General features: G+C 70.7%; 16 protein-coding genes and 1 pseudogene. 5 read left to right on the top strand and 12 right to left on the bottom strand.

The genetic code is table 11. The features are described from left to right. Nucleotides 1-2 precede the first annotated feature (2 nt). The 12 genes and pseudogenes from N4G63_RS18095 to kduD all read right to left on the bottom strand — a co-directional run bounded on the left by N4G63_RS18095 (nucleotide 3) and on the right by kduD (nucleotide 12835). Nucleotides 3-1295, bottom strand: coding sequence for a TRAP transporter large permease (locus N4G63_RS18095; protein ID WP_260787448.1), 1293 nt, complete (start codon nucleotides 1293-1295; stop codon nucleotides 3-5). Between the two features lie 207 nt (nucleotides 1296-1502). Continuing rightward, nucleotides 1503-1733 (bottom strand): annotated as a pseudogene (locus N4G63_RS18090) (TRAP transporter small permease); the annotation flags it as partial. Between the two features lie 64 nt (nucleotides 1734-1797). Next, entirely contained in the window at nucleotides 1798-2787 is a 990-nt protein-coding gene (locus N4G63_RS18085; protein WP_260787450.1) for a TRAP transporter substrate-binding protein, read from the bottom strand. 136 nt (nucleotides 2788-2923) lie between these two features. After that, nucleotides 2924-3793 (bottom strand): NAD-dependent epimerase/dehydratase family protein, encoded by an 870-nt coding sequence (locus N4G63_RS18080; RefSeq protein WP_260787451.1) that lies wholly within the window; start codon nucleotides 3791-3793, stop codon nucleotides 2924-2926. A gap of 48 nt (nucleotides 3794-3841) precedes the next feature. Then, complete coding sequence (kdgR, locus tag N4G63_RS18075) at nucleotides 3842-4666, bottom strand: DNA-binding transcriptional regulator KdgR (RefSeq protein WP_260787452.1); 825 nt, start codon at nucleotides 4664-4666, stop codon at nucleotides 3842-3844. A 32-nt stretch (nucleotides 4667-4698) separates the two neighbouring features. Beyond that, entirely contained in the window at nucleotides 4699-6456 is a 1758-nt protein-coding gene (locus tag N4G63_RS18070) for a pectinesterase family protein (RefSeq protein ID WP_314600019.1), read from the bottom strand. Continuing rightward, nucleotides 6456-7619 (bottom strand): oligogalacturonate lyase family protein, encoded by a 1164-nt coding sequence (locus tag N4G63_RS18065; RefSeq protein ID WP_260787454.1) that lies wholly within the window; start codon nucleotides 7617-7619, stop codon nucleotides 6456-6458. The genes N4G63_RS18070 and N4G63_RS18065 overlap by 1 nt, the downstream gene beginning before the upstream one ends. Nucleotides 7620-7656: 37 nt before the next feature. Further along, nucleotides 7657-9021 (bottom strand): ABC transporter substrate-binding protein, encoded by a 1365-nt coding sequence (locus tag N4G63_RS18060; RefSeq protein WP_260787455.1) that lies wholly within the window; start codon nucleotides 9019-9021, stop codon nucleotides 7657-7659. Next, the gene (locus tag N4G63_RS18055; RefSeq protein WP_314600018.1) at nucleotides 9018-10166 is read right to left on the bottom strand and encodes an ABC transporter ATP-binding protein; all 1149 of its coding nucleotides are present in this window, start codon (nucleotides 10164-10166) and stop codon (nucleotides 9018-9020) included. Before N4G63_RS18055 ends, N4G63_RS18060 begins: the two co-directional genes overlap by 4 nt. 10 nt (nucleotides 10167-10176) lie before the next feature. After that, entirely contained in the window at nucleotides 10177-11085 is a 909-nt protein-coding gene (locus N4G63_RS18050; protein WP_260787456.1) for a carbohydrate ABC transporter permease, read from the bottom strand. Then, a complete protein-coding gene (locus N4G63_RS18045; protein WP_314600017.1) occupies nucleotides 11082-11966 on the bottom strand; it encodes a carbohydrate ABC transporter permease in 885 nt (294 codons plus the stop codon). Before N4G63_RS18045 ends, N4G63_RS18050 begins: the two co-directional genes overlap by 4 nt. A gap of 107 nt (nucleotides 11967-12073) precedes the next feature. Then, nucleotides 12074-12835, bottom strand: coding sequence for a 2-dehydro-3-deoxy-D-gluconate 5-dehydrogenase KduD (gene kduD / locus N4G63_RS18040; RefSeq protein ID WP_260787459.1), 762 nt, complete (start codon nucleotides 12833-12835; stop codon nucleotides 12074-12076). 210 nt (nucleotides 12836-13045) lie between these two features. On the opposite strand from kduD, the gene N4G63_RS18035 reads away from it, so the two are divergent. From N4G63_RS18035 to N4G63_RS18015, 5 genes are all read left to right on the top strand, one after another. Further along, nucleotides 13046-13378 carry a cupin domain-containing protein gene (locus N4G63_RS18035; RefSeq protein WP_260787460.1) on the top strand — a complete coding sequence of 111 codons (333 nt, stop codon included), beginning with the start codon at nucleotides 13046-13048 and terminating at the stop codon, nucleotides 13376-13378. A 193-nt stretch (nucleotides 13379-13571) separates the two neighbouring features. Then, entirely contained in the window at nucleotides 13572-14147 is a 576-nt protein-coding gene (locus N4G63_RS18030) for a hypothetical protein (RefSeq protein WP_260787461.1), read from the top strand. Between the two features lie 179 nt (nucleotides 14148-14326). After that, a complete protein-coding gene (locus tag N4G63_RS18025; RefSeq protein ID WP_260787462.1) occupies nucleotides 14327-17158 on the top strand; it encodes a pectinesterase family protein in 2832 nt (943 codons plus the stop codon). Between the two features lie 51 nt (nucleotides 17159-17209). Continuing rightward, entirely contained in the window at nucleotides 17210-20035 is a 2826-nt protein-coding gene (locus N4G63_RS18020; RefSeq protein ID WP_260787463.1) for a TonB-dependent receptor domain-containing protein, read from the top strand. Continuing rightward, nucleotides 20035-22335, top strand: coding sequence for a GDSL-type esterase/lipase family protein (locus N4G63_RS18015; protein WP_314600016.1), 2301 nt, complete (start codon nucleotides 20035-20037; stop codon nucleotides 22333-22335). The genes N4G63_RS18020 and N4G63_RS18015 overlap by 1 nt, the downstream gene beginning before the upstream one ends. Nucleotides 22336-22399 lie beyond the last annotated feature (64 nt).

The following is a 22399-nucleotide window of genomic DNA, read 5'->3' as shown; positions in this document are numbered from 1 at the left end:
GCTCATTTCAACATCAGCGCGGGCAGCCAGGTCGAGAAGGCCGGCACATAGGTCACCAGGGCCAGGCACAGGCCCATGGCACCGTAGAACGGCCAGATCGAGCGCATCACCTGGCCCACCGAGATGCCGCCGATGGCGCAGCCCACGAACTGCACCGTGCCCACCGGTGGCGTGTTCAGGCCCAGCGCGCAGTTGATCAGCATCACGATGCCGAACTGCAGCGGGTCCATGCCGAACTGCTGGGCAATGGGCAGGAAGATCGGCGTGCAGATCAGGATGGTGGGCGCCATGTCCAGAAAGGTGCCCAGCACGAACAGCAGCACGTTGATCAGCAGGAAGATCACCCACGGGTCGCTCGACAGCGACTGCATCAGCGCGCCGGTTTTCTGCGGCACCTCGTACAGCGCCAGAAAGTAGCCGAAGGCCGCCGAGATGCCGATCAGCAGCAGCACCACGCCGGTGGTCTTGCAGGCCTTGGCGCAGGCCTTCAGAAAGTGCGCCCAGCTCAGCGAGCGGTACACGCCCACGGTGACCAGCAGCGCCCAGCCCACGGCCACCGCGGCCGACTCGGTGGCGGTGAACAGGCCGCTCAGGATGCCGCCCAGGATGATGGCCACCACCAGCAGCCCGGGCAGCGAGGCGGCAAAGGCCACCGCCACCGCCGCCCAGCCCGGAAACTCGCCCTGCGTGGCATAGCCGCGCCGGCGCGCCACCCACCAGGCGGCGCCCAGGTTGCACAGCGTGAGCAGCAGCGCCGGCAGCACGCCGGCCAGGATCAGCCCCATCACGCTGACCGAGGCGATGCCTGAGGTGGCCAGCGTGAACAGGATCAGGTTGTGCGAGGTGGGCATCAACGCCCCCACCAGCGCCGCATGGGTGGTGACGTTGACCGCGTAGTCGGCGTCGTAGCCCTGCTTCTTCATCAGCGGGATCATCACGCTGCCCATGGCCGAGACATCGGCCACCGGGCTGCCGACGATGCCGCCGAACAGCGTGCAGCCCAGCACATTGCTCATGCCCAGGCCGCCGCGCACATGGCCCACCAGGCTGTTGGCCAGGCGCACGATGCGCTCGGCGATGCCGCCGTAGAGCATCAGCTCGCCGGCGAACACGAAAAACGGGATGGCCAGAAAGCTGAACACCTGCATGCCGCCCACCATCTTCTGGAAGACGACGGCCATCGGCAGGCCGGCGGCCAGGATGGTGGCCACCGACGACAGGCCGATGGCAAAGGCCACCGGCACGCCCAGCAGCAGCAGGGCCGCGAACGAGACTCCCAAGACGGTCAGTTCCACGATGGCTCCACCACGCTGCCGCGCAGGTTGGCCAGGATGTGCTCGATGGAGAACAGCACGATCAAGGCGCCGGCGATGATCAGCGGCACATAGTCGATGCCGTCGGGTACCGGCAGCATGGGCTTTTTTTCGCCCCACTTGGCGGCGGCCCAGGGTCCAGCCGCCATGGCACATCAGCGCGCCGAACAGGCCCACCAGGGCATGGATCAGCAGCTCGATGCGGCGCTGCCAGGCCTCGGGCAGCAGCGCCACCATCGACTCCAGGCCCACGTGGCCGGCATCGCGCACGCCCACCGCCAGGCCCAGCGCGGTGACGAACAATACGCCCAGCAGGGCCACGGCCTCGGCCCAGGTGGGCGTGTCGTTGAGCACGTAGCGGCCGAACACCTGCCACTGCACGCTCAGCACCACCGCCAGCAGCAGGGCCACCGCCGCCATCAGGCACAGCCGGGACAGCCCGGCGCAGAACTGCGTGTACATCGTGCGCGCCCGTCCGCCGGAGTTACTTGGTGTCCTGCACGGCCTTGACCAGGCGCTTGTGCTCAGGCGTGGTCATGAACTTGTCGTAGACCGGGCCCATCACGGCCTGGAACGAGGCCTTGTCGACATCGACCACCTGGCCGCCCTGGGCCTTGACGGCGGCCAGCGACTTGGCCTCCTGCTCGTCCCACTTCTGGCGCTGGAAGGCCACCGAGGCCTTGGCCGCGGCGCGCACCATGTCCTGCTCGGCCTTGGGCAGCTTGTCCCAGACCAGCTTGCTCATCAGCAGCATCTCGGGCGCCATCGAGTGCTCGGTCTTGGCGTAGAACTTCACCGCCTCCACATGCTTGAAGCCGTCAAAGCTGGGCAGGTTGTTCTCGGCGGCATCGATCAGGCCGGTCTTCAGGCCGGTGTAGACCTCGCCAATGGGCATGGGCGTGGGGTTGGCGCCCATCGCGCCGACCAGGGCCACCCACAGATCGCTTTGCTGCACGCGGATCTTCAGGCCCTTGGCGTCGGCCACGCTCTTGATCGGCTTCTTGGCATAGATGCTGCGCGCGCCCGAGTCGTAGAAGGCCAGGCCGATGAAGCCGGCGCCTTCGCAGCTCTTGAGGATCTCGTCGCCCACCGGGCCGTCGAGCGCATGGCGCATGTGCTCGACCGAGCGAAACAGGAAGGGCATGGTCGGCACCTGGGTCAGCGGGCACACCGCGTTCATCGGGCTGATGTTCACGCGGGTGAGGTCCAGCGCGCCGATCTTGACCTGGTCGATGGTCTCCTTTTCGGTGCCCAGCGCGCCCTTGTTGAAGACCTTGATCTTGTGCTTGCCGCCGCTGGCCTTCTCGAGCAGCGTGCTCATGTGGCGCACGGCGGCCACGGTGGGGTAGTCGTCGGCGTTGTGCACATCGGCCGAGCGCAACTCGGCCGCCTGCGCGGCGCCGGTGGCAAACAGGCTGCACAGGGCAGACAGGGCGGCAGCGGCCAGCGCGGGCCGGCGGGCGGGGAACAACATGGCAGGTCTCCTGGGGGCCGGGCCGCGCAGAGGGCGCTGACCCTGGGGGGGGCGCGAGTGCCGGCGTCAGGCCGGCCCCGCAGGAAGCGGATGCAGCGGGCGGCCGCGGCCGCCCCGGTGGGTCAAGGGCAGGGGTTCAGCCGCCGGCCGGCGCAGCGGGTTCGTCGTCGCAGGGGCCCAGGCGCACGAAGCGGCCGCCCTGGCAGGCCACCACCGGGTTGGCGGCGTCCAGCCAGGGCGGCTCGGCCGCCTCGACCTGGGCGCGCCAGGCCTCGCTGGTGTCTTGCGGCCGGTAGCCGATGTGGGCGGCGTGGCGGTTGTCCCACCAGCGCACGCTGTTGTCGCTCATGCCGAACACGATGCTGTGGCCGGCCACCGGCGTGCGCAGGCTGGCCAGCACCAGGCGCTCGAGGTCGTCGATGCTCAGCCAGGTGGCCAGCATGCGCCGGTTCTCGGGCGCGGGCGTGACGCTGCCGATGCGCAGGCACACGGTCTGGATGCCGTAACGATCCCAGTACAGGCGCGACAGGGTTTCGCCAAAGGCCTTGCTGACGCCGTACAGGCCGTCGGGGCGCGGCGGCGCCAGCGCGTCGATGGTCTCGTGCTGGCCGTAGAAGCCGGTGACATGGTTGCTGCTGGCAAACACGATGCGCTTGACGCCCTGACGGCGCGCCGCTTCGTACAGGTGATAGACGCCGACGATGTTGGCCTCGAGGATCGGCTGCCAGCGGTCTTCGACCGAGATGCCGCCCAGGTGCACCACGGCGTCCACGCCCTGCAGCAGGGCCTCGACCGCGGCGCGGTCTTCCAGCCGGCAGGGGGCCAGCTCTTCGCCCGGCGCGGCCTCGCCCAGCGGGCCGATGTCGGACACCCGCAGCGCCGCGCAGTGCGCGCGCAGCCGCGGCCGCAGCTGACGGCCGATGCCGCCGCCGGCGCCGGTGAGCAGCAGGCGGTTCAGGCGCAGGGGTGGGGTCGGGTCAGGGGCGCGCATCGGCGGCTGGGGCATGGGCCAGGGGGTTGGCGGGCGGGGCGGCAGGGCCTGGGGCAGGCCGGCTCAGCGCCGGCGGCTGCCGGCGTCGGCCGGGTCGAGCGGAAACTGCGTGCAGCCCAGGCCTTGCGACACCTGCCGGCTGGCCTGCGTGAGCATGGCCACCAGCTCGGGCGCGCGCGCCTCGTCGTAGCGGAAGGTGGGAAACGACACCGACAGCCCGGCCACCGGCTGGTTGAGCCGGTCGAAGATGGGCACGCCCAGGCAGCGGATGTGGTCGTCGAACTCCTCGCGGTCCTCGCCGAAGCCCTGGCTGCGCACGCGGTCGAGCTCGGCCAGGTAGTCCTGGCGATCAACGATGGTCTTGTCGCGAAAGCGCTGGAAGCTGGCGCCGTCGAGGATCAGTTCGCGGCGCTCGGGGTGCTCCCAGGCCATCAGCACCTTGCCGATGGCGGTGCAGTGCAGCGGCGCGCGCCGGCCCACGCGCGAGTACATGCCCAGCATGTGGCGCGAATCGACCTTGTGCACGTAGATGATCTCGCTGTCGATCAGCATGCCCAGGTGCACCGTTTCGCCGGTGCGGTCGGCCAGCATCTGCATCGGGTGCTTGGCCAGTTCCACCAGCTCGGGGTACTGCAGCGCCTTGGTGCCCAGCTCGAACATGCGCATGGCCAGGCCGTAACGCTCGCTGTCGCCGTCCTGGCGCACGAAGCCCAGGGTCTTCATGGTCTGCAGAAAGCGGTAGACCGTGGCCTTGGGCATGGCCAGGCGCACCGACAGGTCGGACACGCCGGTCTCGGCGCTTTCGCCCAGTGCCTGCAGGATCGCGAACACCTTGAGTACCGCGGCCACCGATTCGGGTTGCCGGCTGTCGAGAGCGTCGTCGTCCATGGCTCGATTTCTTTGAAATGCTGTTTCGAAGCTCATTGTCGCGCCGTCTCGGCGCGCGTTTCGCTCAGGATGTTGCGATATTCCGCCAGCCAGGCCTGCGCTGGTGCAGGCCGCACCCAGCCCCACTGCGCGGGCTCGTGGCCGGCGGCCTGCAGCAGCTGCCACCAGCGCTCGCTGTCGGGCAGCACCGGGCGGTAGGCCGGGTGCTCGGGCTGGCTGCTCCAGTCGGCCCAGGGCTGGCTGGGGTGCAGGTGCGGGCCCAGGCGCGAGTGCATCACCACCATGCGGCCCACGGCCTCGAGGCTGCTGGCGGCCAGGCGCAGGCCTTGGGCGGGCAGCGTGGCGCCGGCGGCCAGCGCCGGCTCGGGCACGCAGCGCGCGCCATTGGGCTGCTCGGCCGTGGCGCGGCCAAAGGGGCTGCAGCGCGCGCCGATGAACCACTGGCGGGCCAGGTGCACGCGGCCGCTGGCCCCACCGGTGCTGGCCGGGCCCGTGGCCGTGCCTGTGCTGGCCGGGCCCGTGGCCGTGCCTGTGCTGGCCGGGCCCGTGGCCGTGCCTGTGCCGGCCGGGGCATCGGCCGCGCCCTCGCTGGTGAAGTCGCAGTCGTCGAACACAAAGCCGTGCGGTGCGCGCCACGAGGTGCTGGGGGCGGCGATCCAGCCCTGGCGCGGGGTGTGGCTGGCGTTGCCTGCATCGCCGGGTGCGGCCGGCCGGCTGGGCCGGTAGCGGATCTCCGAGCGGCCGATCCAGGCCAGCGCATTGCCGAAGATGAAGTCGACATCGCCGGCCACCAGGCTGCGGTGCACGGCCACGCGCACCAGGCGATCGGCGGGGCCGCGCAGGTACAGCGTGTCCTGCCAGCCGAACAGCTGCACCTGCTCGAGGTGCACGCGGTCGGCGCCGTCGCTGACCAGGGCCACCGCCTGCTGGCCGGGGCCGGGCTGGTCGAGCTGGAAGCGGTTGGCCACGGTCACGCCGCGCAGCTGGAAGCCGTGGTTGCGCACGCGCAGCGTGGCGCTGCAATCGGTGCCGATGAGCTCGCGCTGGCGGCAGGCCAGCCAGGGTGCGGCGATGTCGGGGTGGGCATCGGCGGCACCGAACACCGGCGCCAGCAGCGCCGCCAGGCGCGGCCCGGGCATGCGGGCATGCAGGCCGGCCTCGATGCGCACCTCGGCCGGCGTGGCGCCGCGGCCCCACAGCGTGAGCGGGATGGGCGTGGCCGGCACCACCAGCACCTCGGGGTACAGGCCCGGTGCAATGCCGATGTACAGCCGCGCCGTGCCGGCGTGGCGGCCGGCCAGCACATCGCGGTGGGCCTGCTGGACGGCCGCCTGCACGGTGGCAAAACGCTGCCGGCCATCGGCGGCCGCGGGCCGTGCGCCATCCACCTGGTAGTGCCACTGTGCCGGCTCGGTGCTGCCGGTGATCAGCCGGTCGGCCAGCGGGTCCCAGTCGTCGCGCTGCAGGGCGCCCAGCGGCCCGGCCAGGGCCAGCACCTGCTGGCGCCCATGCGCCGCCGCCTGCGCTGCGCTGAGCTGGGGTCGGCCGGCGCCGGCCGGGGGCGCCGCTGTGCCCGGGATGCCCGGGGTGGCCGGGGTGGCCGGCGTGGCCGGCGTGGCGGCTGCGGCAGGGCCTGGTGCAGGCGCCGGGGCCGGGGCCGGGCCCAGGGCGCGCGCCGGCCGCGCCAGGCCGGCCAGCACACCCGCCACGCCGCAGGCCAGCACCCAGGCCAGCAGGCGCCGCCGGCCGCTGCGCCGCAGCGGTGGCTGGGCGGGCGCCGGCCGCTGCATCACAGCTCGGCCAGGAACAGGCCGGGCTCACCGGCCTTGTCGCAGCTGAACAGCACGCCCTTCTGGTCGGGCGTGAAGCTGGGGTGCGGGTGGGTGACCTGGCGGTCGCCCTTGTAGACGCCCCAGCTGCTGTCGTGGCGCGCGATGCGGCGCGTGCTGCCGGCCTTGAGATCGAACAGGTGCAGGTAGGGGTCACCGGTCAGCATGGCATTGCTGGCGCTGCTGTCGTTGCTGACCTGGCCGCAGCCGTCGCCAACGATCAGCGTGCCGTCGTGGTTGCTCATCAGGTGCGAGCAGGGCGGCATGGCGGTGAGCACCCGGTTCTCCAGCGTCACCGGGTCAAGGCTGCAGATGAAGCGTTCGGGCGAGTCGTGGCGGTAGCTCACGTAGATCATCGCGCTGCCGTCGGGCACCCAGAACTCGTGGGTGCAGCTCTCGCCGTCGGCGTGCGGCTTGCCGCAGCGGCGCTGGGTGCCGTCTTCGTTGATGAACCACATGCGCGCGTCGATCAGGTCGTGCGGGCCCTCGTGGCAGTAGGCCACGGTGTGGTCGTCAAAGGGCCGGTACTGCGGATGGCCCAGCCAGCCCTTCTGCTCGAGGATCAGGTTGCGCCGGCCCTGGTGGGGGCCGCTGAGGTCGACGCTGAACAGCCGGCAGCGCGGCTGGGTGTGGAACATGGCATTGAACTTCTCCCAGGTGTCGAGCGCGAACCAGTCCTCGGCGGCGATCTCGATGCCGACCATCTTGGTGCAGGCGCTGTTGCTGACCCAGGTGCCGTAGCCCACCCAGCCGTCGGGCACCACGTAGACCACGTCTTCGGCCAGCGTGGCCAGGTCCAGCCGGATCAGCTGGCGCTTGGCGCGCACGAAGTACAGGTGCTTGTCGTCGGGGCTCAGGAAGCCGCCGAAGGTGTTCTCGTCGGGCTGGTCGGTGAGCTGCAGGCAGTCGCCGGTGTGCAGGTCGAGCAGGTGGTAGTTCCAGTCGCTGCCGGGGCCGAACTCGCCGCCGAAGAGCAGCTTGCCGCCATCCTGGGTGAAGCACTTCTGGTAGAAGTAGTTGCGATGGCAGGTCACGTCGGACGGCGTGAGCCGGGTCACGCGGGTGCCGGTGTCGGGGTCGGTCTGGGTGCTGAACTGCAGCTGGCGGTGGGTGTGCTTGGGCATGCCGAAAGGTCCGGGATCTCGGGTGGACGACAGGGGGTCAGTGGATGCGGCGCAGCAGCGCGTTGCCATGCACCAGCAGGCGCTCGGCGGCATCCACCACGCCCAGCCGGTCGTAGGACACGCGCTCGAAGGTGTCGCGCAAGAACTTGCGCATGCGGGCGTCCTCGAACACCGGCGAGGGCAGCGGAATGCGGCCGGCCGCGCGCTGGCTCTGGATCTGCTGCCAGGCCTGCTTTTCCAGCGGCGTGAGCTTGCGGTCGGCCAGGGCCACCTCGAGCGCGCTGCGCGCCGAGGGCAGGCCACGCACCAGGCCCAGCACGCGCGAGGCGTCGGCATCGGTGAGCAGAAAGTCGATGAAGCGCGCGGCCCACTCGGGGTGGCGGGTATTGCGGCTGGCCGAGAACAGCATCGCCGGCCGGCCGAACACGCCCGACGAGCTGGCCCCGGGCAGCATCAGCGGCTCGCCCAGCGCCAGGCGCTGCTGCTTGTCCAGCGTGCTCTGGCGCAGGCGGATGGTCGAGTCCCAGGTGTAGTTGCCGGCCCAGCGGCCGTTCACCCAGTCGGGCTGCTGCTCGGTGGGCTTGTCGGCGCCGCCCAGGCTGGCGCGGTAGCGCAGCGGCGTGGCCACATGCTGCTGGCCCAGGCGGCGGAAGGCGGCCACCCAGTCCTGCAGCGCCTCGCGGCTCATCGCCACGCGCGGCTCGCTGGGGTGCAGGTAGGCCATGCCATGGCGCTGCGTGACCCAGCTCTGGGCCAGCAGCAGCATGTCGTAGATCTCGCCGTCCAGCGGGTAGAAGCGCTCGCCCAGGCGCTGGCGAAAGGCCTGGCCGCTGCTGAACAGCGCATCCCAGTGGCTGGGCAGCGGCACGCCGGCGCGCTCGAAGGCGGCCGCGTTCCACAGGAAGATGCGCGCCGAGTACGAGGGCGGCAGGCCGTTGAGCCGGCCCCGCACCTCGCACAGGCGGCGGTCCTCGTCGCTGAACTGGGCCAGCGACAGGCGGTCGCGGTGGCGGTAGAGGTCGAGAAAGCCCTGGCCGTCCTTGCTGAACATGCTCAGCCAGGCCCAGTTGATCTGCATGATGTCGGGCTCGGTGCCGCCCACCATCTGCATCGTGAGCTTCTCGAGGTAGCCGTTGAAGCCCATGTACTCGGCCTTGATCGACACGCCGGGATGGCGCGACTCGAACAGGGCAATGGCCTCCAGCGTGCGCTTGTGGCGTTCGCCGCCACCCCACCAGCCAAAGCGCAGCTGCACCGGGGCCGTCGCGGTGCTGGTGGCGGTGGTGCTGGTGGTGCTGTTGGTGGCCTGGGCCAGGCCGGCGTCCGGCAGCGCGGCGCCGGCCAGCGCCGGGGCCGCGGCCAGCAGCTGGCGGCGGGTGATCGACACGGCAGCCGGCTTCACGGCAGCAGCAGGTTCTGGCCCGACTCGGCGCAGAACACCTGGCAGCCCTCGGGCTGCAGATGGAACAGCTGGGCATCGCCGCGGCGCTTGTGCGCCAGCTCGCCCAGCGCATCGGCCGCCACCCGGCTGGTGAAGGGCAGGCCGCCGAGCGTGAGGTGCACGAACACCTCGCTGCCCATGTGCTCCATGAAGCGCAGCGTGCCCGGCAGCGTGATGGCGCGGCCGCTGGGCGGCAGCACGCTGATGTGCTCGGGCCGCAGGCCCAGCGTGACCCGGCTGCCGGCGTCGAGCTTGAGCCGCGCGGCCTTGGCGTCGGGCAGCGGCAGCAGCAGGCCGTCGCCATCGCCCTCGCCGCCCCAGCGCAGCGCCAGGCCGTCACCGGCGGTGGCCAGGGTCACCGGGTGCAGGTTCATCTCGGGCGAGCCGATGAAGCCGGCCACGAAGGCATTGGCCGGATGGTGGTACAGCGTGGTCGGCGCGTCCACCTGCTGGATGCGGCCGTCCTTGAGCACGCAGATGCGCTCGCCCATGGTCATGGCCTCGGTCTGGTCGTGGGTGACGTAGATCACCGTGCTGGCATGGCCGTTGGCGCGCAGGGTCTGGTGCAGCTCGGTCAGGCGCACGCGCATGGCCGCACGCAGCTTGGCATCGAGGTTGGACAGCGGCTCGTCAAACAGGAACACGCCCGGCTTCTTGACGATGGCGCGGCCCACCGCCACGCGCTGCGCCTGGCCGCCCGACAGCTGCTTGGGATAACGATCCAGCAGGTGGCCCATCTCCAGCAGCTCGGCGGCCTCGCGCACGCGGGCGTCGATCTCGGCCTTTTTCAGGCCGGCCAGCTTGAGGCCGAAGGCCAGGTTGTCGTAGACCTTCATGTGCGGGTAGAGCGCGTAGTTCTGGAACACCATCGCGATGCCCCGCTCCTTGGCCGCCACGTTGTTGACCACGCGCCCGCCGATGCGCAGCTCGCCGCCCGAGATGCCCTCGAGCCCGGCGATCATGCGCAGCACCGTGCTCTTGGCGCAGCCCGAGGGGCCGACGAAGACCATGAACTCGCCGTCGCGCACCTCGAGGTCGATGCCGTGCACGGCCTTGAAGCCGTTGGGGTAGACCTTCTCGATCTTGTTCAGACTCAGCTGGGCCATGGCGAGGAAATCAACCCTTGATGCCGCTGGATGCGGCGCTGTCGATGAAGTGCCGCTGCGCGGCGAAGAACACCGCCACGCTGGGCAGCAGGGCCACCACAGAGATGGCGATGGCGCTGGCCCACTCGACCTCTTCGGTGGCGCCGATGCTCATCTTCAGCGCCAGCGATACCGGGTACTTGGCCACCGTGCTGAGGTAGATCAGCGGGCTCATGAAGTCGTTCATGGTCCAGATGAACTGGAACACGATCACCGACACGATGGCCGGCTTGAGCATGGGCACCACCACATGCCACAGCAGCTGCAGCGGGTTGCAGCCGTCGATCACCGCGGCCTCTTCCATGTCGCGCGGGATGCCGCGCAGAAACTGCACCAGCATGAACACAAAGAAGGTGTCGGTGGCAAAGGCCGAGGGCACGATGATGGGCAGGTAGCTGTCGAGCCAGCCGAACTCGCGGAACATCAGGTACTGCGGAATGCGCAGGATCACGTGCGGCAGCATCATCGTGGCCACCATGATCGAGAACAGCGTCTTGCGGCCCCAGAACTCGAAGCGTGCGAAGGCATAGGCCACCAGCACGCAGCTGACCACCGTGACCACGATGCGCGGAATGGCGATCAGGAAGCTGTTGAGAAAGTAGGTGGCAAAGGTGTACTCGGTGCTGGTCTTCCAGCCCTTCACATACGACTCGACGTTCCAGCTGCTGGGCCAGAAGCCGGCCGAGCCGAAGATCTCGGCATTGCTCTTGAACGAGGCGCCCACCAGCCACACGATGGGGTAGAGCATCAGCACCGACACCGCGCCCAGGATCAGGTAGCGCAGGGCCAGTTGCAGATGCGCCTTGCGGCGGGTGCGGGCGGCCTCCAGGCGGCCGAGCTGCAGCGCCGCGGGGTCGAGTGCGTCGAGACTGCTGCTCACTTGGCGCGCTCCTTCTCGCCGGCATAGAACACCCAGTAGCGCGAGCTCCAGAAGCTGATGGCGCTGAAGGCGCCGACCACGGCAAACATCACCCAGCTCATGGCCGCGCCATAGCCGAGATTGAAGTAGCGGAAGCTCTCTTCATAGATGTACAGGCTCAGCAGGTAGGTGCTTTGCAGCGGCCCGCCCTCGGTGACCATGTAGGGGCCGTTGAACTCCTGGAAGCCGTGCACCAGCTGCATGATCAGGTTGAAGAAGATCACCGGCGTGATCAGCGGCACGGTGATGCGCCAGAACTGCTGCCACTTGCTGGCGCCGTCGAGCTCGGCGGCCTCGTACAGGCTGGTGGGCACGTTCTGCAGCGCGGCCAGAAAGATCACCATCGACGAGCCGAACTGCCAGGTGAACAGCAGCACGATGGTCCACATCGCATGCTGCTCGTCGGCCAGCCACATCACCGGCTCCAGGCCGATGGCCGCGAGCACCTGGTTGACCAGGCCGTTGCGCGCGAAGATGAAGCGCCACAGCACGGCCACCGCGATCGAGCCGCCCAGGATGGACGGCAGGTAGAACGCGGCGCGAAAAAAGCCGATGCCGCGCAGCTTGTAGTTCAGCACATGCGCCACCAGCAGCGCAAAGCCCACCCGCAGCGGCACCGCCAGCGCCACGAACCACAGCGTGGCCCCCATGGCGCTGTGAAAGCTCGGGTCCTGCGCCAGCTGCGCGTAGTTGTCCAGGCCCACGAACTGCGGCGGCCGGAACACCTCGAACTGCGAGAAGCTGAGCGCAAAGCTCATCACGAACGGAAACAGCTTGAAGCCCAGCACGCCCAGCACAAAGGGCAGGGCGAACAGGAAGCCGACGCGCCGGTTCTCGTACATCGTCGCAGTCCTCGGTCAGAACCCAGCGGCCGCCGCGGAACCGGTTTGGCCGGGCCGCTGGCGGCGCCCCCCTGGGGCGGAGGCGCCGAAGGCGTTTCGGGGGGGAGTCATCGGGCCAGCCAACCGCCGTCCACCGCGATGGTGTAGCCGTTGACATAGTCGGACGCGCCGGAGGCCAGAAACACCACCGGCCCGGCCAGGTCGTCGGGCGTGCCCCAGCGGCCGGCCGGGATGCGCTCGAGGATGGCGGCGCTGCGGTCGGCGTCGGCGCGCAGCGGCGCGGTGTTGTTGGTGGCCATGTAGCCCGGGGCGATGGCGTTGACGTTGACGCCATGCTGCGCCCACTCGTTGGCCATCAGCCGGGTGATGCCCATCACGCCGCTCTTGCTGGCGGTGTAGCTGGGCACGCGCACGCCGCCCTGGAACGACAGCATCGAGGCCACGTTGATGATCTTGCCGCCGCTCTTTTGCGCCACGAACTGGCGCGCCGCGGCCTGGGCAAAGAAGAACACCGACTTCAGGTTCAGGTCGATCACGTCGTCCCAATCCTTCTCGGAGAAACGCAGCGCATCGTCGCGCCGGATGATGCCGGCGTTGTTGACCAGGATGTCGAGCTTGCCGGCCCAGGCCAGGGTCTGCTGCATCACCTGGGCGATGGTGGCGATGTCGGCCAGGTCGGCGCGCAGGTCGAGAAAGCGCCGGCCGCAGGCCTGCACCTGCTGGGCGGTTTCGGCCGGCTCGGTGACGTTGACGCCAACGATGTCGGCGCCGGCCTGGGCCAGCGCACGCGCCATGCCCTGGCCGAGGCCGGTGTTGCAGCCGGTGACGATGGCCACGCGGCCAGCCAGATCGAAGGGGTTCAGAACCATGGTGTGGGGGTGCGGAGAAGGGAGTGGAAACGCAGCAGGTCGACGCAGCAAGGCGCCGGGCCGCACGACAGCCGCTGCGTCCGATCGGCATGGCGTGCATCTTCTGGCTTTCGAAAGCTGGGTTCCATTAGGGTGAACCAGCGTTTCAGAAATTTTCGCAGAGGTTACATTGAACACAGATTGATGTTTCACCTGATCGCTGGAGCGCGCATGAGCCCCTACTTCCTCGACGCCGACACGCCCTGGCACGAACTGGGAGACGGCATCCGCCGCAAGGTGGTGGGCCACACGCCCGAGCTGATGAGCGTGCTGGTGCAGTTCGATGCCGGCGCCATTGGCACCCCGCATGCCCACGACGCGCACGACCAGATCGCCTACGTGATCCGCGGCGCCTTCGAGTGCGAGGTGGGCGGTGTCAAGCGCGTGCTGCGCCCCGGCGACGCCTTCGTGGCGCCGCGCCTGGTGATGCACGGCGTGGTGGCGCTGGAGGCCGGCAGCACCCTGCTCGACCAGTTCTCGCCGCGCCGCGACGACTACCTCTGATCCCATCCCCCCCGTCCGTGCGACGGACGGTCCGGAGCGGCGGGCACTGCAGCCCGACGTTCCATCCCGAGAGCAGGCGCCCTGCGAGTGCCTGGGTGGCGGTGCGCTGACGCCGCCGTGCCCGCGAACGCAACGCCCGCCGGGATGCGGCCGCCTTGATGGCGGTGTGCTCCGCGCGGCGGCAGGAGACGAGATGACGAGCCTTTCCTTCCTCCGCACCCTGCTGCTGGCCGCCGGCCTGGCGGCTGCCGGTGTGGCCGCCGCCACGCCGCTGGTGGCCGGACTCACGCAGGTGCAGGGCCGGCTTGACGGCGCCGATCTGCTGAGCCTCGATACCGCCTATGCCGCCAGCGCAGCGGCCACGCTCAGCGACGGCTTTGGCGACATCGAGCTGCTGGCGCCCGACTTCGGCCTGGCGGTGGAGCTGAGCAGCGACGGCGTGCTGCGCCTGATCGACTTTGACGGCGACGGCGCACTGGCCGGCGGCGTGCTGCGCCTGGGCTTCGACGCCCTGCCCACGCCGCTGGGCGCGGTGCTGGCGCTCGACTTCTCGGCCCTGGCCGCCGGCAGCCTGGTGGCCAGCCTGATCGACGCGCACAGCGTGCAGATCGCCTGGCAGGGCGTGCAGCTGGCGGCGCCCTTTGCCGAGCTGAGCTGGCAGCTGCAGTCGGTGCCCGAGCCCGGTGCGCTGGCCCTGCTGGCCACCGCGGCGCTGGCCGCCGCCGCGGCCCGGCCCCGGCCCGGCCGCCGCACGCGCGGCCAGGGCTGAGCCGGGCACCGCCCGGCCACCGGCTGCACCCCGCTGCCCCACCGCGGCAACTCGCAGCAACTCGCCGCACCCAGGCTGCACTCCGCAGCACGCCGCCGGCCCGTCCGGCCTGCATCGAAACACTGCCGCAGAGCAGTCTCTGCGCCCCCGGGGCGCAGCCCACGATCCGGAGACATTGCATGCCCCACCCGACCCGACATCCACCGCAGCCGGCGCGCTGGGCGCTGGCCCTGTGCGCGGCCCTGGCCGCCGCGGGCGCGCAGGCCGCCCTCGATCCGGCGCGCGAAGCGGCACCGGCCGACGGCTGGGCCGGCACCGCGGGTGGCACCAGCGGCGGCAGCGCCGCCACCAGCGAGCACATCTACAGCGTGGCCAACCGCGGCGAGCTGCTGGCGGCGCTGGCCCGCGCCGGGGCTCAGCCCAAGATCATCCGCGTGACCGGGCGCATCGACATGAGCGACGGCGTGCCCTACACCAGCGCGGCCGACCAGGGCGCCCGCTCGCGCCTGAAGCTCAGCAGCAACACCACGCTGATCGGCGCCGGCCCCGCGGCCCAGCTGGTCAACGGCGGCATCGACATCATTGCCGTGCGCAATGTCATCGTGCGCAACCTGAGCCTGGTGGCGCCCTGCGACATCGCACCCGTGTGGGACCCCAGCGACGGCAGCACCGGCAGCTGGAACGCCGCCTACGACGCCATCACCGTGCAGGGCGCCGACCATGTGTGGATCGACCGCAACACGATCACCGACGCGCCCACCACCGACGACACGCTGCCGATCGAGAACGGCAAGACGCGCCAGTGCCACGACGGCGCCATCGACATCACGCGCGGCGCCAACCACGTCAGCATCACCTACAACCTGTTCGACCGGCATGACAAGGCGCTGCTGATCGGCCACAGCGACAGCTTCAGCGCCGACAGCGGCAAGCTCAAGGTCACCATCGCCAACAACGTGTTCACCAGCATCGTGCAGCGCGCGCCGCGTGTGCGTTATGGCCAGGTGCACGTGTACAACAACTACCACGTCAACAGCACCGGCGCGGCCAGCTACCGCCACGCCTACAGCCTGGGCGTGGGCACGGCCGGCCAGGTGATCTCGCAGGCCAACGTGTTTGCCATCACCGGTGCCGGTGGCTGTGCCAGCGTGGTGCAGACGCTCAACGCCACGGCCAGCAGCAGCTTTGTGGACACCGGCTCGGTGCTCAACGGCGCCGCGCTGGCCGGCTGCCCGGCCACCAGCGGCAGCAGCTGGACCATTCCCTATGCCTACACGCTGCGCCCGGCTGCTTTGGTGAAGGCCAATGCGCTGGCCAAGGCCGGTGCCGGCCGCATCGCCAGCACGCTCACCGGCACGGCGGTGATCGGCGCCACGCCGGGCAGCCTGCGCCCGGCCGACGGCGCCACCGGCGTGCACACCGACACCCTGCTGCAACTGGCCTTCGACGCCGCGCCGCGGCTCACCGGCAGCGGCACGGTGACGGTGCGGCGCAGCAGCGACAACGCGCTGGTCGACAGCATCGACCTGTCGAGCGCGCCCTCGGCCGGCGACACGCAGACGGCGATCTCGCGCCACAACCTCGAGATCGATGCGCTGGGCCTGGGCGCCATGCCCGACAGCAGCGCCCGCGCGCGCTTCGTGTGGTATCGGCCGGTGAGCATCAGCGCCAACCTGGCGCAGATCCGCCTGCACAACCACCGGCTCGACTGGGCCACGCAGTACACCGTGACGGTGAGCGCCGATGCGCTGGCCGGCACGGTCAACGCGGCGCCGTTCGCCGGGGCCAGCTGGCGCTTCACCACGCGGGCGCGGCCGGCCGGCTACACCAGCATCACGGTGGACGATGACGGCGGCAGCGCCGACTTCCAGACCCTGCAGGGCGCGCTGAACTGGGTGATGAGCCACTGCGCCAGCGCCGCCGCGGCCAGCCATGGCTGCAACAGCGCGGCCACGGCCAAGACCATCACGCTGAAGAACGGCCACTACCCCGAGCTGGCCGTGCTGCGCAACGTGGCCAATCTGCGCATCGTGGGCGAAAGCCGCGGCGGTGTGCGCGTGGGCGCGTCCAACTTCGAATCGCTCAATGCGGGCAGCGGCAGCACCGCCACCAGCGCCGGCACGGCCCTCGGCAGCTCGGGGCGGGTGCCCGGCCACCGCGTGCTGGGTGGCGGGCGTGCGGTGCTGCTGGTCGAGAACGCCGACCTGCTGACGCTGCAGGGCTTCACGCTGGAGAACCCGCACGGCCGCCTGGGCGTCTACGACAACCAGGCCGAGGCGCTGTACTTCAACACCGGCACCACGGCCGCTGCCGCCCGCCTGGTGGCCCGCGAGATGGACTTTCTGAGCGAGCAGGACACGCTGCAGCTCAAGGGCTATGCCTGGATCTACCAGTCGCTGGTCAGCGGCAACGTCGACTTCATCTGGGGCAACGTGATGGCCGCGCTGTTCGAGGACTGCGAGATCCGCTCGGTGTTCGACCCCGCCAGCAGCTCGCCCGGCTACATCGTGCAGGCACGGGCCACCGCGGGCGATGCCGGCTTCGTGTTCCTCAACAGCCGCCTGACCGCCGGCCCGGGTGTCACCCAGGCCTACCTGGCACGCAGCGGCGGCACCACCAGCTCCAGCTACGTGGACAACGTGGCCTACCTGAACACGCGCATGGACAGCCACATCCTGCCCATCGGCTGGTGCGTGGGCACCGGCAGCAGCAAGACCGGCACCGGCCGCGGCAGCTGCAGCAGCAACCCGCCGCCCTGGGCCGGCACGGCCACCGGCGCCAGCACCGACAGCGCCGGCTGGCGCGAGCTGGGCAGCACCGATCTGGCCGGCCTGCCGCTGGACCTGGGCGCCCGTCTGGGCCTGGCCACGGTCACGGTGGCTGGCAGCGCCAGCAGCGTGCAGCTGGCCAGGCCGCTGGGCAGCACCACCGGCCTGGGCACGCGCGCCGAGGTGTTTGCGCGCAGCACCGCCGCCACCGGCGCGCCGGGCGGCTGGGTGCCGGTGCCCTGAGCGGCCGCAGCCCCATCTTCATCCCCACATCACCACGGAGACAAAAGAGCCATGAACCCGACCCCTGTCAAAGCCTCCCGCCGCCGCACGGTGCTGCAGCCGCGTGCCACGGCGCTGGCCGCCTTCGGCCTGATCGCCAGCCTGCAGCCGGCGCTGGCGCAGACCGCCGACCCGCAGCGCGTGGAGATCACCGGCTCGATCATCCGCCGCGTGGTCGATGACTCGCCGCTGCCGGTGACCTCGGTGTCCTCGGCCGAGCTCGAGCTGCGCGGCCACACCGAGCTGAAGGACTTCATGCTCGAGCTGCCGCAGGCCAACTCGCTGGGCAGCAATGCCGGCACCGCCGGCCCGATGACCAGCCTGCGCGGCTTCGGCCCGATGCGCACGCTCACCCTGCTGGACGGGCGCCGCCTGGCCAAGGAATCGCTGGTCAACCAGTACGTCAGCGTGTCGGTGATCCCGCGCATGGCGCTCGAGCGCACCGACATCCTGCGCGACGGCGCCTCCAGCAGCTATGGCTCGGATGCCATCGGCGGCGTGCAGGCCTTCTACACCCGCAAGAGCTTCGAGGGCCTGAAGATCAAGGTCGCGGCCATGCAGCCCGAGGCCTCGGGCGGCGCCGACGAGCAGGACGTGGGCCTGCTGGCCGGCCGCGGCAACCTGCAAAAGGACGGCTGGAACATCTACGGCGCGCTCGAGGTGCAAAAGCGCGCCATCCTGCTGCGCAAGGACCGCCCCGAGCTGATCGACCCCGCGGTGCTGGCCACGCTGGGCATCAACAACACCTCGGGCCTGGGCAGCAATGCGGCGCCGGGCAACTTCACCGATCCCACCCATCCCACCAGCAGCCAGCGCACCATCCGCTGGAACCCCTACTACGCCACCGGCTGCCTGGCCGGCTACTCGGCGCCCAGCATCAGCGGCAGCAGCCGCACCTGCTTTGCCGACAACGAGAACAACTACCGCCCGTTCAGCAACGACAACGACATCACCACGCTGTTTGCCCGCGGCAGCCTGATGCTGGCCGGCCACCGCGTGAGCCTGTCGGTCAACCACGGCTTCTACCGCGTGGGCCAGTACAACGACCCCACGCCGGTGACCGTGCGCCTGACCAGCACCCACCCCTACTACCCCGGCAACGGCATCACGCCCACCATCGCCGGGCAGACGCTGGCCGGCCGGCCGATCGACGTGCTGTGGTCGGTGGTCGACACCGGCCCGCGCATCCGCCGCGACGAGCACACCAACAACCGCGTGGTGCTCGAGTCTGAAGGCCAGCTGATGGGCTGGGACTACCGCGCCGGCCTGAACATCGGCCGCGCCGAGCGCCGCACCAAGTTCGGCAGCGGCTGGGTCTCGGCCAGCGGCCTGGTCAGCGTGCAGGGCACGGCCACCACGCAGTTCCTGGATGCGCGCCTGAACCCCTTCGGCCTGCAAACCGCCGAGGGCCTGGCCCTGCTGGCCGGCAAGAACCTCGAGGGCCGCACCTACCGCCTGCACAAGACGCTCAACGACAGCGTCGATGTCACCGTCTCGCGCGAGCTGTTCGAGCTCTCGGGCGGCGCGGCCACGCTGGCCGTGGGTGGCGAACTGCGCCGCGACGGCTGGGAGGCCGTGGGCTTTGCCGACAACGACCCGCTGAGCTCGCTGAACGGCCTGGTCAATGTGCTGGGCCAGGACGCCGCCGTGGCCGGCGCGCGCGCCTCCAGCAGCACCGAGCGCACGCGCAAGATCAGCTCGCTGTTCACCGAGCTGGAGCTGCCGCTGCGCAAGAACCTGTCGTTCAATGCCGCGGTGCGCGCCGACCAGTACGACGACCTGGGCGAGACCACGGTCAACCCCAAGCTCAGCGTGCGCTGGCAGCCGCTGAGCGCGCTGACCCTGCGCGCCTCGGCCAACACCGGCTTCCGCGCCCCCAGCCTGCCCGAGGTGTACTCCAAGGAAACCGAGCGCACGGCCATCGCCACCTTCGACGACCCGCTGCTGTGCCCCACCGTCAACGGCGTGCGCACGCCGGCGGCGGGCTACACCAGCGAGCAGGTGTGCCAGATGGCCAACCGCAACCAGATCACCAAGGTGCCGGGCAACAGCGGCGTCAAGGCCGAGACCTCGCGCTCGTTCAACCTGGGCGTGGCCTTCCAGCCAGTGCGCGAGTTCGGCATCACGGTCGACTTCTGGGAGACCCAGATCGACGACGTGATCGGCACGCGCAACATCAACTTCATCCTGGCCAACCCCAGCCTCTACACCGGCCTGTACCGGCGCAACGCCGATGGCACGCTGGCCGTCGACGCGGTGATCAACACCCCCGGCAACGTGGGCTCGATCCTCAGCCGCGGCCTCGACGTGAGCCTGAAGTTCGTGGCCCCCAAGAGCGACCTGGGCCAGTTCAGCGCCGGGCTCGATGTGGCCTATCTGCTGAAGTGGGACGCGCGCAGCGAAGACGTCAACGGCAACCAGTGGATCTCGGCCCTGGGCCAGTACAACGACGTGGTGCCGGTCAACCCCAATGCCGGCCTCAGCAACAACACCCGCGGCATGAACAACCGCTGGCGCCACGTGGCCAGCCTGGGCTGGTCGCGCGGGGCCTTCGCGGCGCAGCTGTCGCAGCGCTACCAGAGCAAGGTGCGTGACCAGAACCTGGCCACGCGCACCGGCACCGGCACCACCGGGCCGCGCAACGTGGCCTCGTACGAGCAGTACAACCTGGCGCTGCAGTACACCGGCATCAAGCAGCTCAAGCTGGGCCTGGCGATCAACAACCTGACCGATCGCAACCCGCCGCAGACCAACCACAGCGGCTACCAGGGCTACCTCACCAGCACCGCCGACGTGGTGGGCCGCGCCTACCGCGTGAGCGCCGAGTACACGTTCTGATGCGGCTGCGCCTGACCCCGGCCCGCCACCGGGCTGCACGGCCGGCCCTCACCCGGCTGGCGGCCCTGCTGCTGCCGCTGGGCCTGGCCGCCTGCGCGCTGCAGGGCGCCGCGCCGCAGGGCGCCACGGCCGTGGAGGTGGCCGCCGCCGCCGGCCGCCCGGCCATGAGCCCGCCGGGCCGCCCCCAAGGCGAAAACCGGAAGGCGCAGCCTGAAGGTAGCCCAGTGAGCGTGCCGCCGGGCTGGAAGGCCACCGACGGCGCGCGCGACGAGGGCCTGCCGGCCTTTCCGGGCGCCGAGGGCGCAGGCCGCTTCGCGCTGGGCGGGCGCGGCGGGCGGGTGATCTTCGTCAGCAACCTCGGCGACAGCGGCCCCGGCTCGCTGCGCGCCGCGGTCGAAGCCCAGGGGCCGCGCACCGTGGTCTTCGAGGTCTCGGGCACCATCGCGCTGAAGACCCCGCTGGTGGTCAGGAACGGCCGCATCACCATCGCCGGCCAGACCGCGCCGGGCGACGGCATCACGCTGCGCGACCAGCCGCTGGAGATCGCCGCCGACGACGTGGTGCTGCGCTTCATCCGCAGCCGCCTGGGCGACGAGAGCGGGGTCGATGGCGATGCCATCGGCATCGTCTCGGGCCGGCGCATCGTCATCGACCATGTCTCGGCCAGCTGGAGCACCGACGAGGTGCTGTCGGCCAGCGCCCGCTTCGACCGGCCCGAGCGCAGCTTCGACGCGGTGAGCGTGCAGTGGTGCCTGATCAGCGAATCACTCGATGCCAACCGCGTGAAGGCGCCGCACAAGCACGGCTTCGGCACCCTGCTGCGCGCCGGGCGCGGCGCGCGCCTGAGCTTCCAGCACAACCTGTGGGCCCACCATGCCGACCGCATGCCGCGGCCGGGCAACTGGCACGGCCCGGCGCTGGACGCCGAGGGCGGCTTCTTCGAGTTCCGCAACAACCTGTTCTACGACTGGGGCCGCGAGCGCGCCGGCTACAACCTCGACACCGCCACGCGCAGCACCTACGGCTTTGTGGCCAACAGCTACCGGCGCGGCCCGTCCAGCCAGGGCGCCTGGGCGTTCGAGGAAAGCAGCCCGCTGGCCCAGGCCCATGCCGAGGGCAACCAGATGGACGGGCAGCTGCCCGCCGATGCCCGCAGCCTGTGGCGCGCCCATCCCAAACACCTGCCGCAGGGCCTGCCCGCCGGCTACTGGCTGGCCGCGCCGCTGAACCTGGGGCCGGTGCACACCGTGGCCGCGGCCGAGGCCGAGCAGCGCGTGCTGGCCCATGCCGGCGCGGTGCTGGTGCGCGACGCGGTGGACCAGCGCGTGCTGCAGCAGTTCAGGCAGCGCGGCGGCCGCCTGATCGACAGCCAGGCCCAGGTGGGCGGCTGGCCGCTGCTGAAGAGCCTGCCGCCGCCGCCCGACGCCGACCGCGACGGCATGCCCGATGCCTGGGAACGCCAGCGTGGCCTGGACCCGGCCGATGCCGCCGACGGCGCGCGCACCGACCCCTACACCGGCTACACCGAGCTCGAGCTGTACCTGGCCAGCCTGGTCTCGAAACACATGCCGGTGCCCAGCGCCGGCAAGGCCAGCCCGCCGCTGCCGCGCGCCACGCTGCACCCGGCCCTGCACCTGGTGGGTGACAGCACCATGGCCGACAAGGCGCCCTTGCCGGCCCACCCCGAGCGCGGCTGGGGCATGGCCCTGCGCCCGATGCTCGACCGGCCCGAGCGCCTGGTCAACCATGCGGCCAACGGCCGCAGCACGCGCCGCTTTGTCGACGAGGGGCGCTGGGCCCATGTGCTGGGCCAGCTGGCGCCGGGCGATGTGGTGCTGATCCAGTTTGCGCACAACGACATGAAGGCCGATGACCCGGCGCGTTATGCCGAGGCGCACACCGACTACCAGGCCTATCTGCGCCGCTTCATCACCGAGCTGCGCGCACGCGGGGCCACACCGCTGCTGGCCACCGCGGTGGCGCGGCGCAGCTTCGACGCGCAAGGCCAGGTGCAGCAGACCCTGGGCGACTACCCGGCCGTGACGCGCCAGGTGGCCGCCGCCATGGGCGTGGGCCTGATCGACCTGAACGCGCTCACCAGCGCCCAGCTGCAGCAGCTGGGCCCCGAGGCCAGCAAGGCCTTGTTCATGCACATCGCCCCGGGCCAGTGGGACAGCCTGCCGCAAGGCCTGCAGGACAACACCCACTACGTGCAGGCCGGCGCCCAGGCCACCGCCACGCTGGCGGTGCAGGCCTGGCGGGCGCAGGGCCTGGCCGGCGCCGGCTGGCTCAAACCCTAGTCCAGTGAAACCGAGAAATCGGATGTGCGTGGGTACCTGTCAGGGGCGCCATCTAGGCGCCGGG

Source organism: Aquabacterium sp. OR-4 (assembly GCF_025290835.2).
Classification (GTDB): domain Bacteria; phylum Pseudomonadota; class Gammaproteobacteria; order Burkholderiales; family Burkholderiaceae_C; genus Pseudaquabacterium.
The sequence above is the reverse complement of the archived record's forward strand: the minus strand, read 5'-3'. Positions and strand labels throughout refer to the sequence as shown.

What these genes read in the sequence shown, in the direction of transcription:
- N4G63_RS18085 (WP_260787450.1), bottom strand. Translation starts at nt 2,787, where the DNA reads ATGTTGTTCCCCGCCCGCCGGCCCGCGCTGGCCGCTGCCGCCCTGTCT.
- N4G63_RS18080 (WP_260787451.1), bottom strand. Translation starts at nt 3,793, where the DNA reads ATGCCCCAGCCGCCGATGCGCGCCCCTGACCCGACCCCACCCCTGCGC.
- kdgR (WP_260787452.1), bottom strand. Translation starts at nt 4,666, where the DNA reads ATGGACGACGACGCTCTCGACAGCCGGCAACCCGAATCGGTGGCCGCG.
- N4G63_RS18070 (WP_314600019.1), bottom strand. Translation starts at nt 6,456, where the DNA reads ATGCAGCGGCCGGCGCCCGCCCAGCCACCGCTGCGGCGCAGCGGCCGG.
- N4G63_RS18065 (WP_260787454.1), bottom strand. Translation starts at nt 7,619, where the DNA reads ATGCCCAAGCACACCCACCGCCAGCTGCAGTTCAGCACCCAGACCGAC.
- N4G63_RS18055 (WP_314600018.1), bottom strand. Translation starts at nt 10,166, where the DNA reads ATGGCCCAGCTGAGTCTGAACAAGATCGAGAAGGTCTACCCCAACGGC.
- N4G63_RS18045 (WP_314600017.1), bottom strand. Translation starts at nt 11,966, where the DNA reads ATGTACGAGAACCGGCGCGTCGGCTTCCTGTTCGCCCTGCCCTTTGTG.
- kduD (WP_260787459.1), bottom strand. Translation starts at nt 12,835, where the DNA reads ATGGTTCTGAACCCCTTCGATCTGGCTGGCCGCGTGGCCATCGTCACC.
- N4G63_RS18035 (WP_260787460.1), top strand. Translation starts at nt 13,046, where the DNA reads ATGAGCCCCTACTTCCTCGACGCCGACACGCCCTGGCACGAACTGGGA.
- N4G63_RS18030 (WP_260787461.1), top strand. Translation starts at nt 13,572, where the DNA reads ATGACGAGCCTTTCCTTCCTCCGCACCCTGCTGCTGGCCGCCGGCCTG.
- N4G63_RS18025 (WP_260787462.1), top strand. Translation starts at nt 14,327, where the DNA reads ATGCCCCACCCGACCCGACATCCACCGCAGCCGGCGCGCTGGGCGCTG.
- N4G63_RS18020 (WP_260787463.1), top strand. Translation starts at nt 17,210, where the DNA reads ATGAACCCGACCCCTGTCAAAGCCTCCCGCCGCCGCACGGTGCTGCAG.
- N4G63_RS18015 (WP_314600016.1), top strand. Translation starts at nt 20,035, where the DNA reads ATGCGGCTGCGCCTGACCCCGGCCCGCCACCGGGCTGCACGGCCGGCC.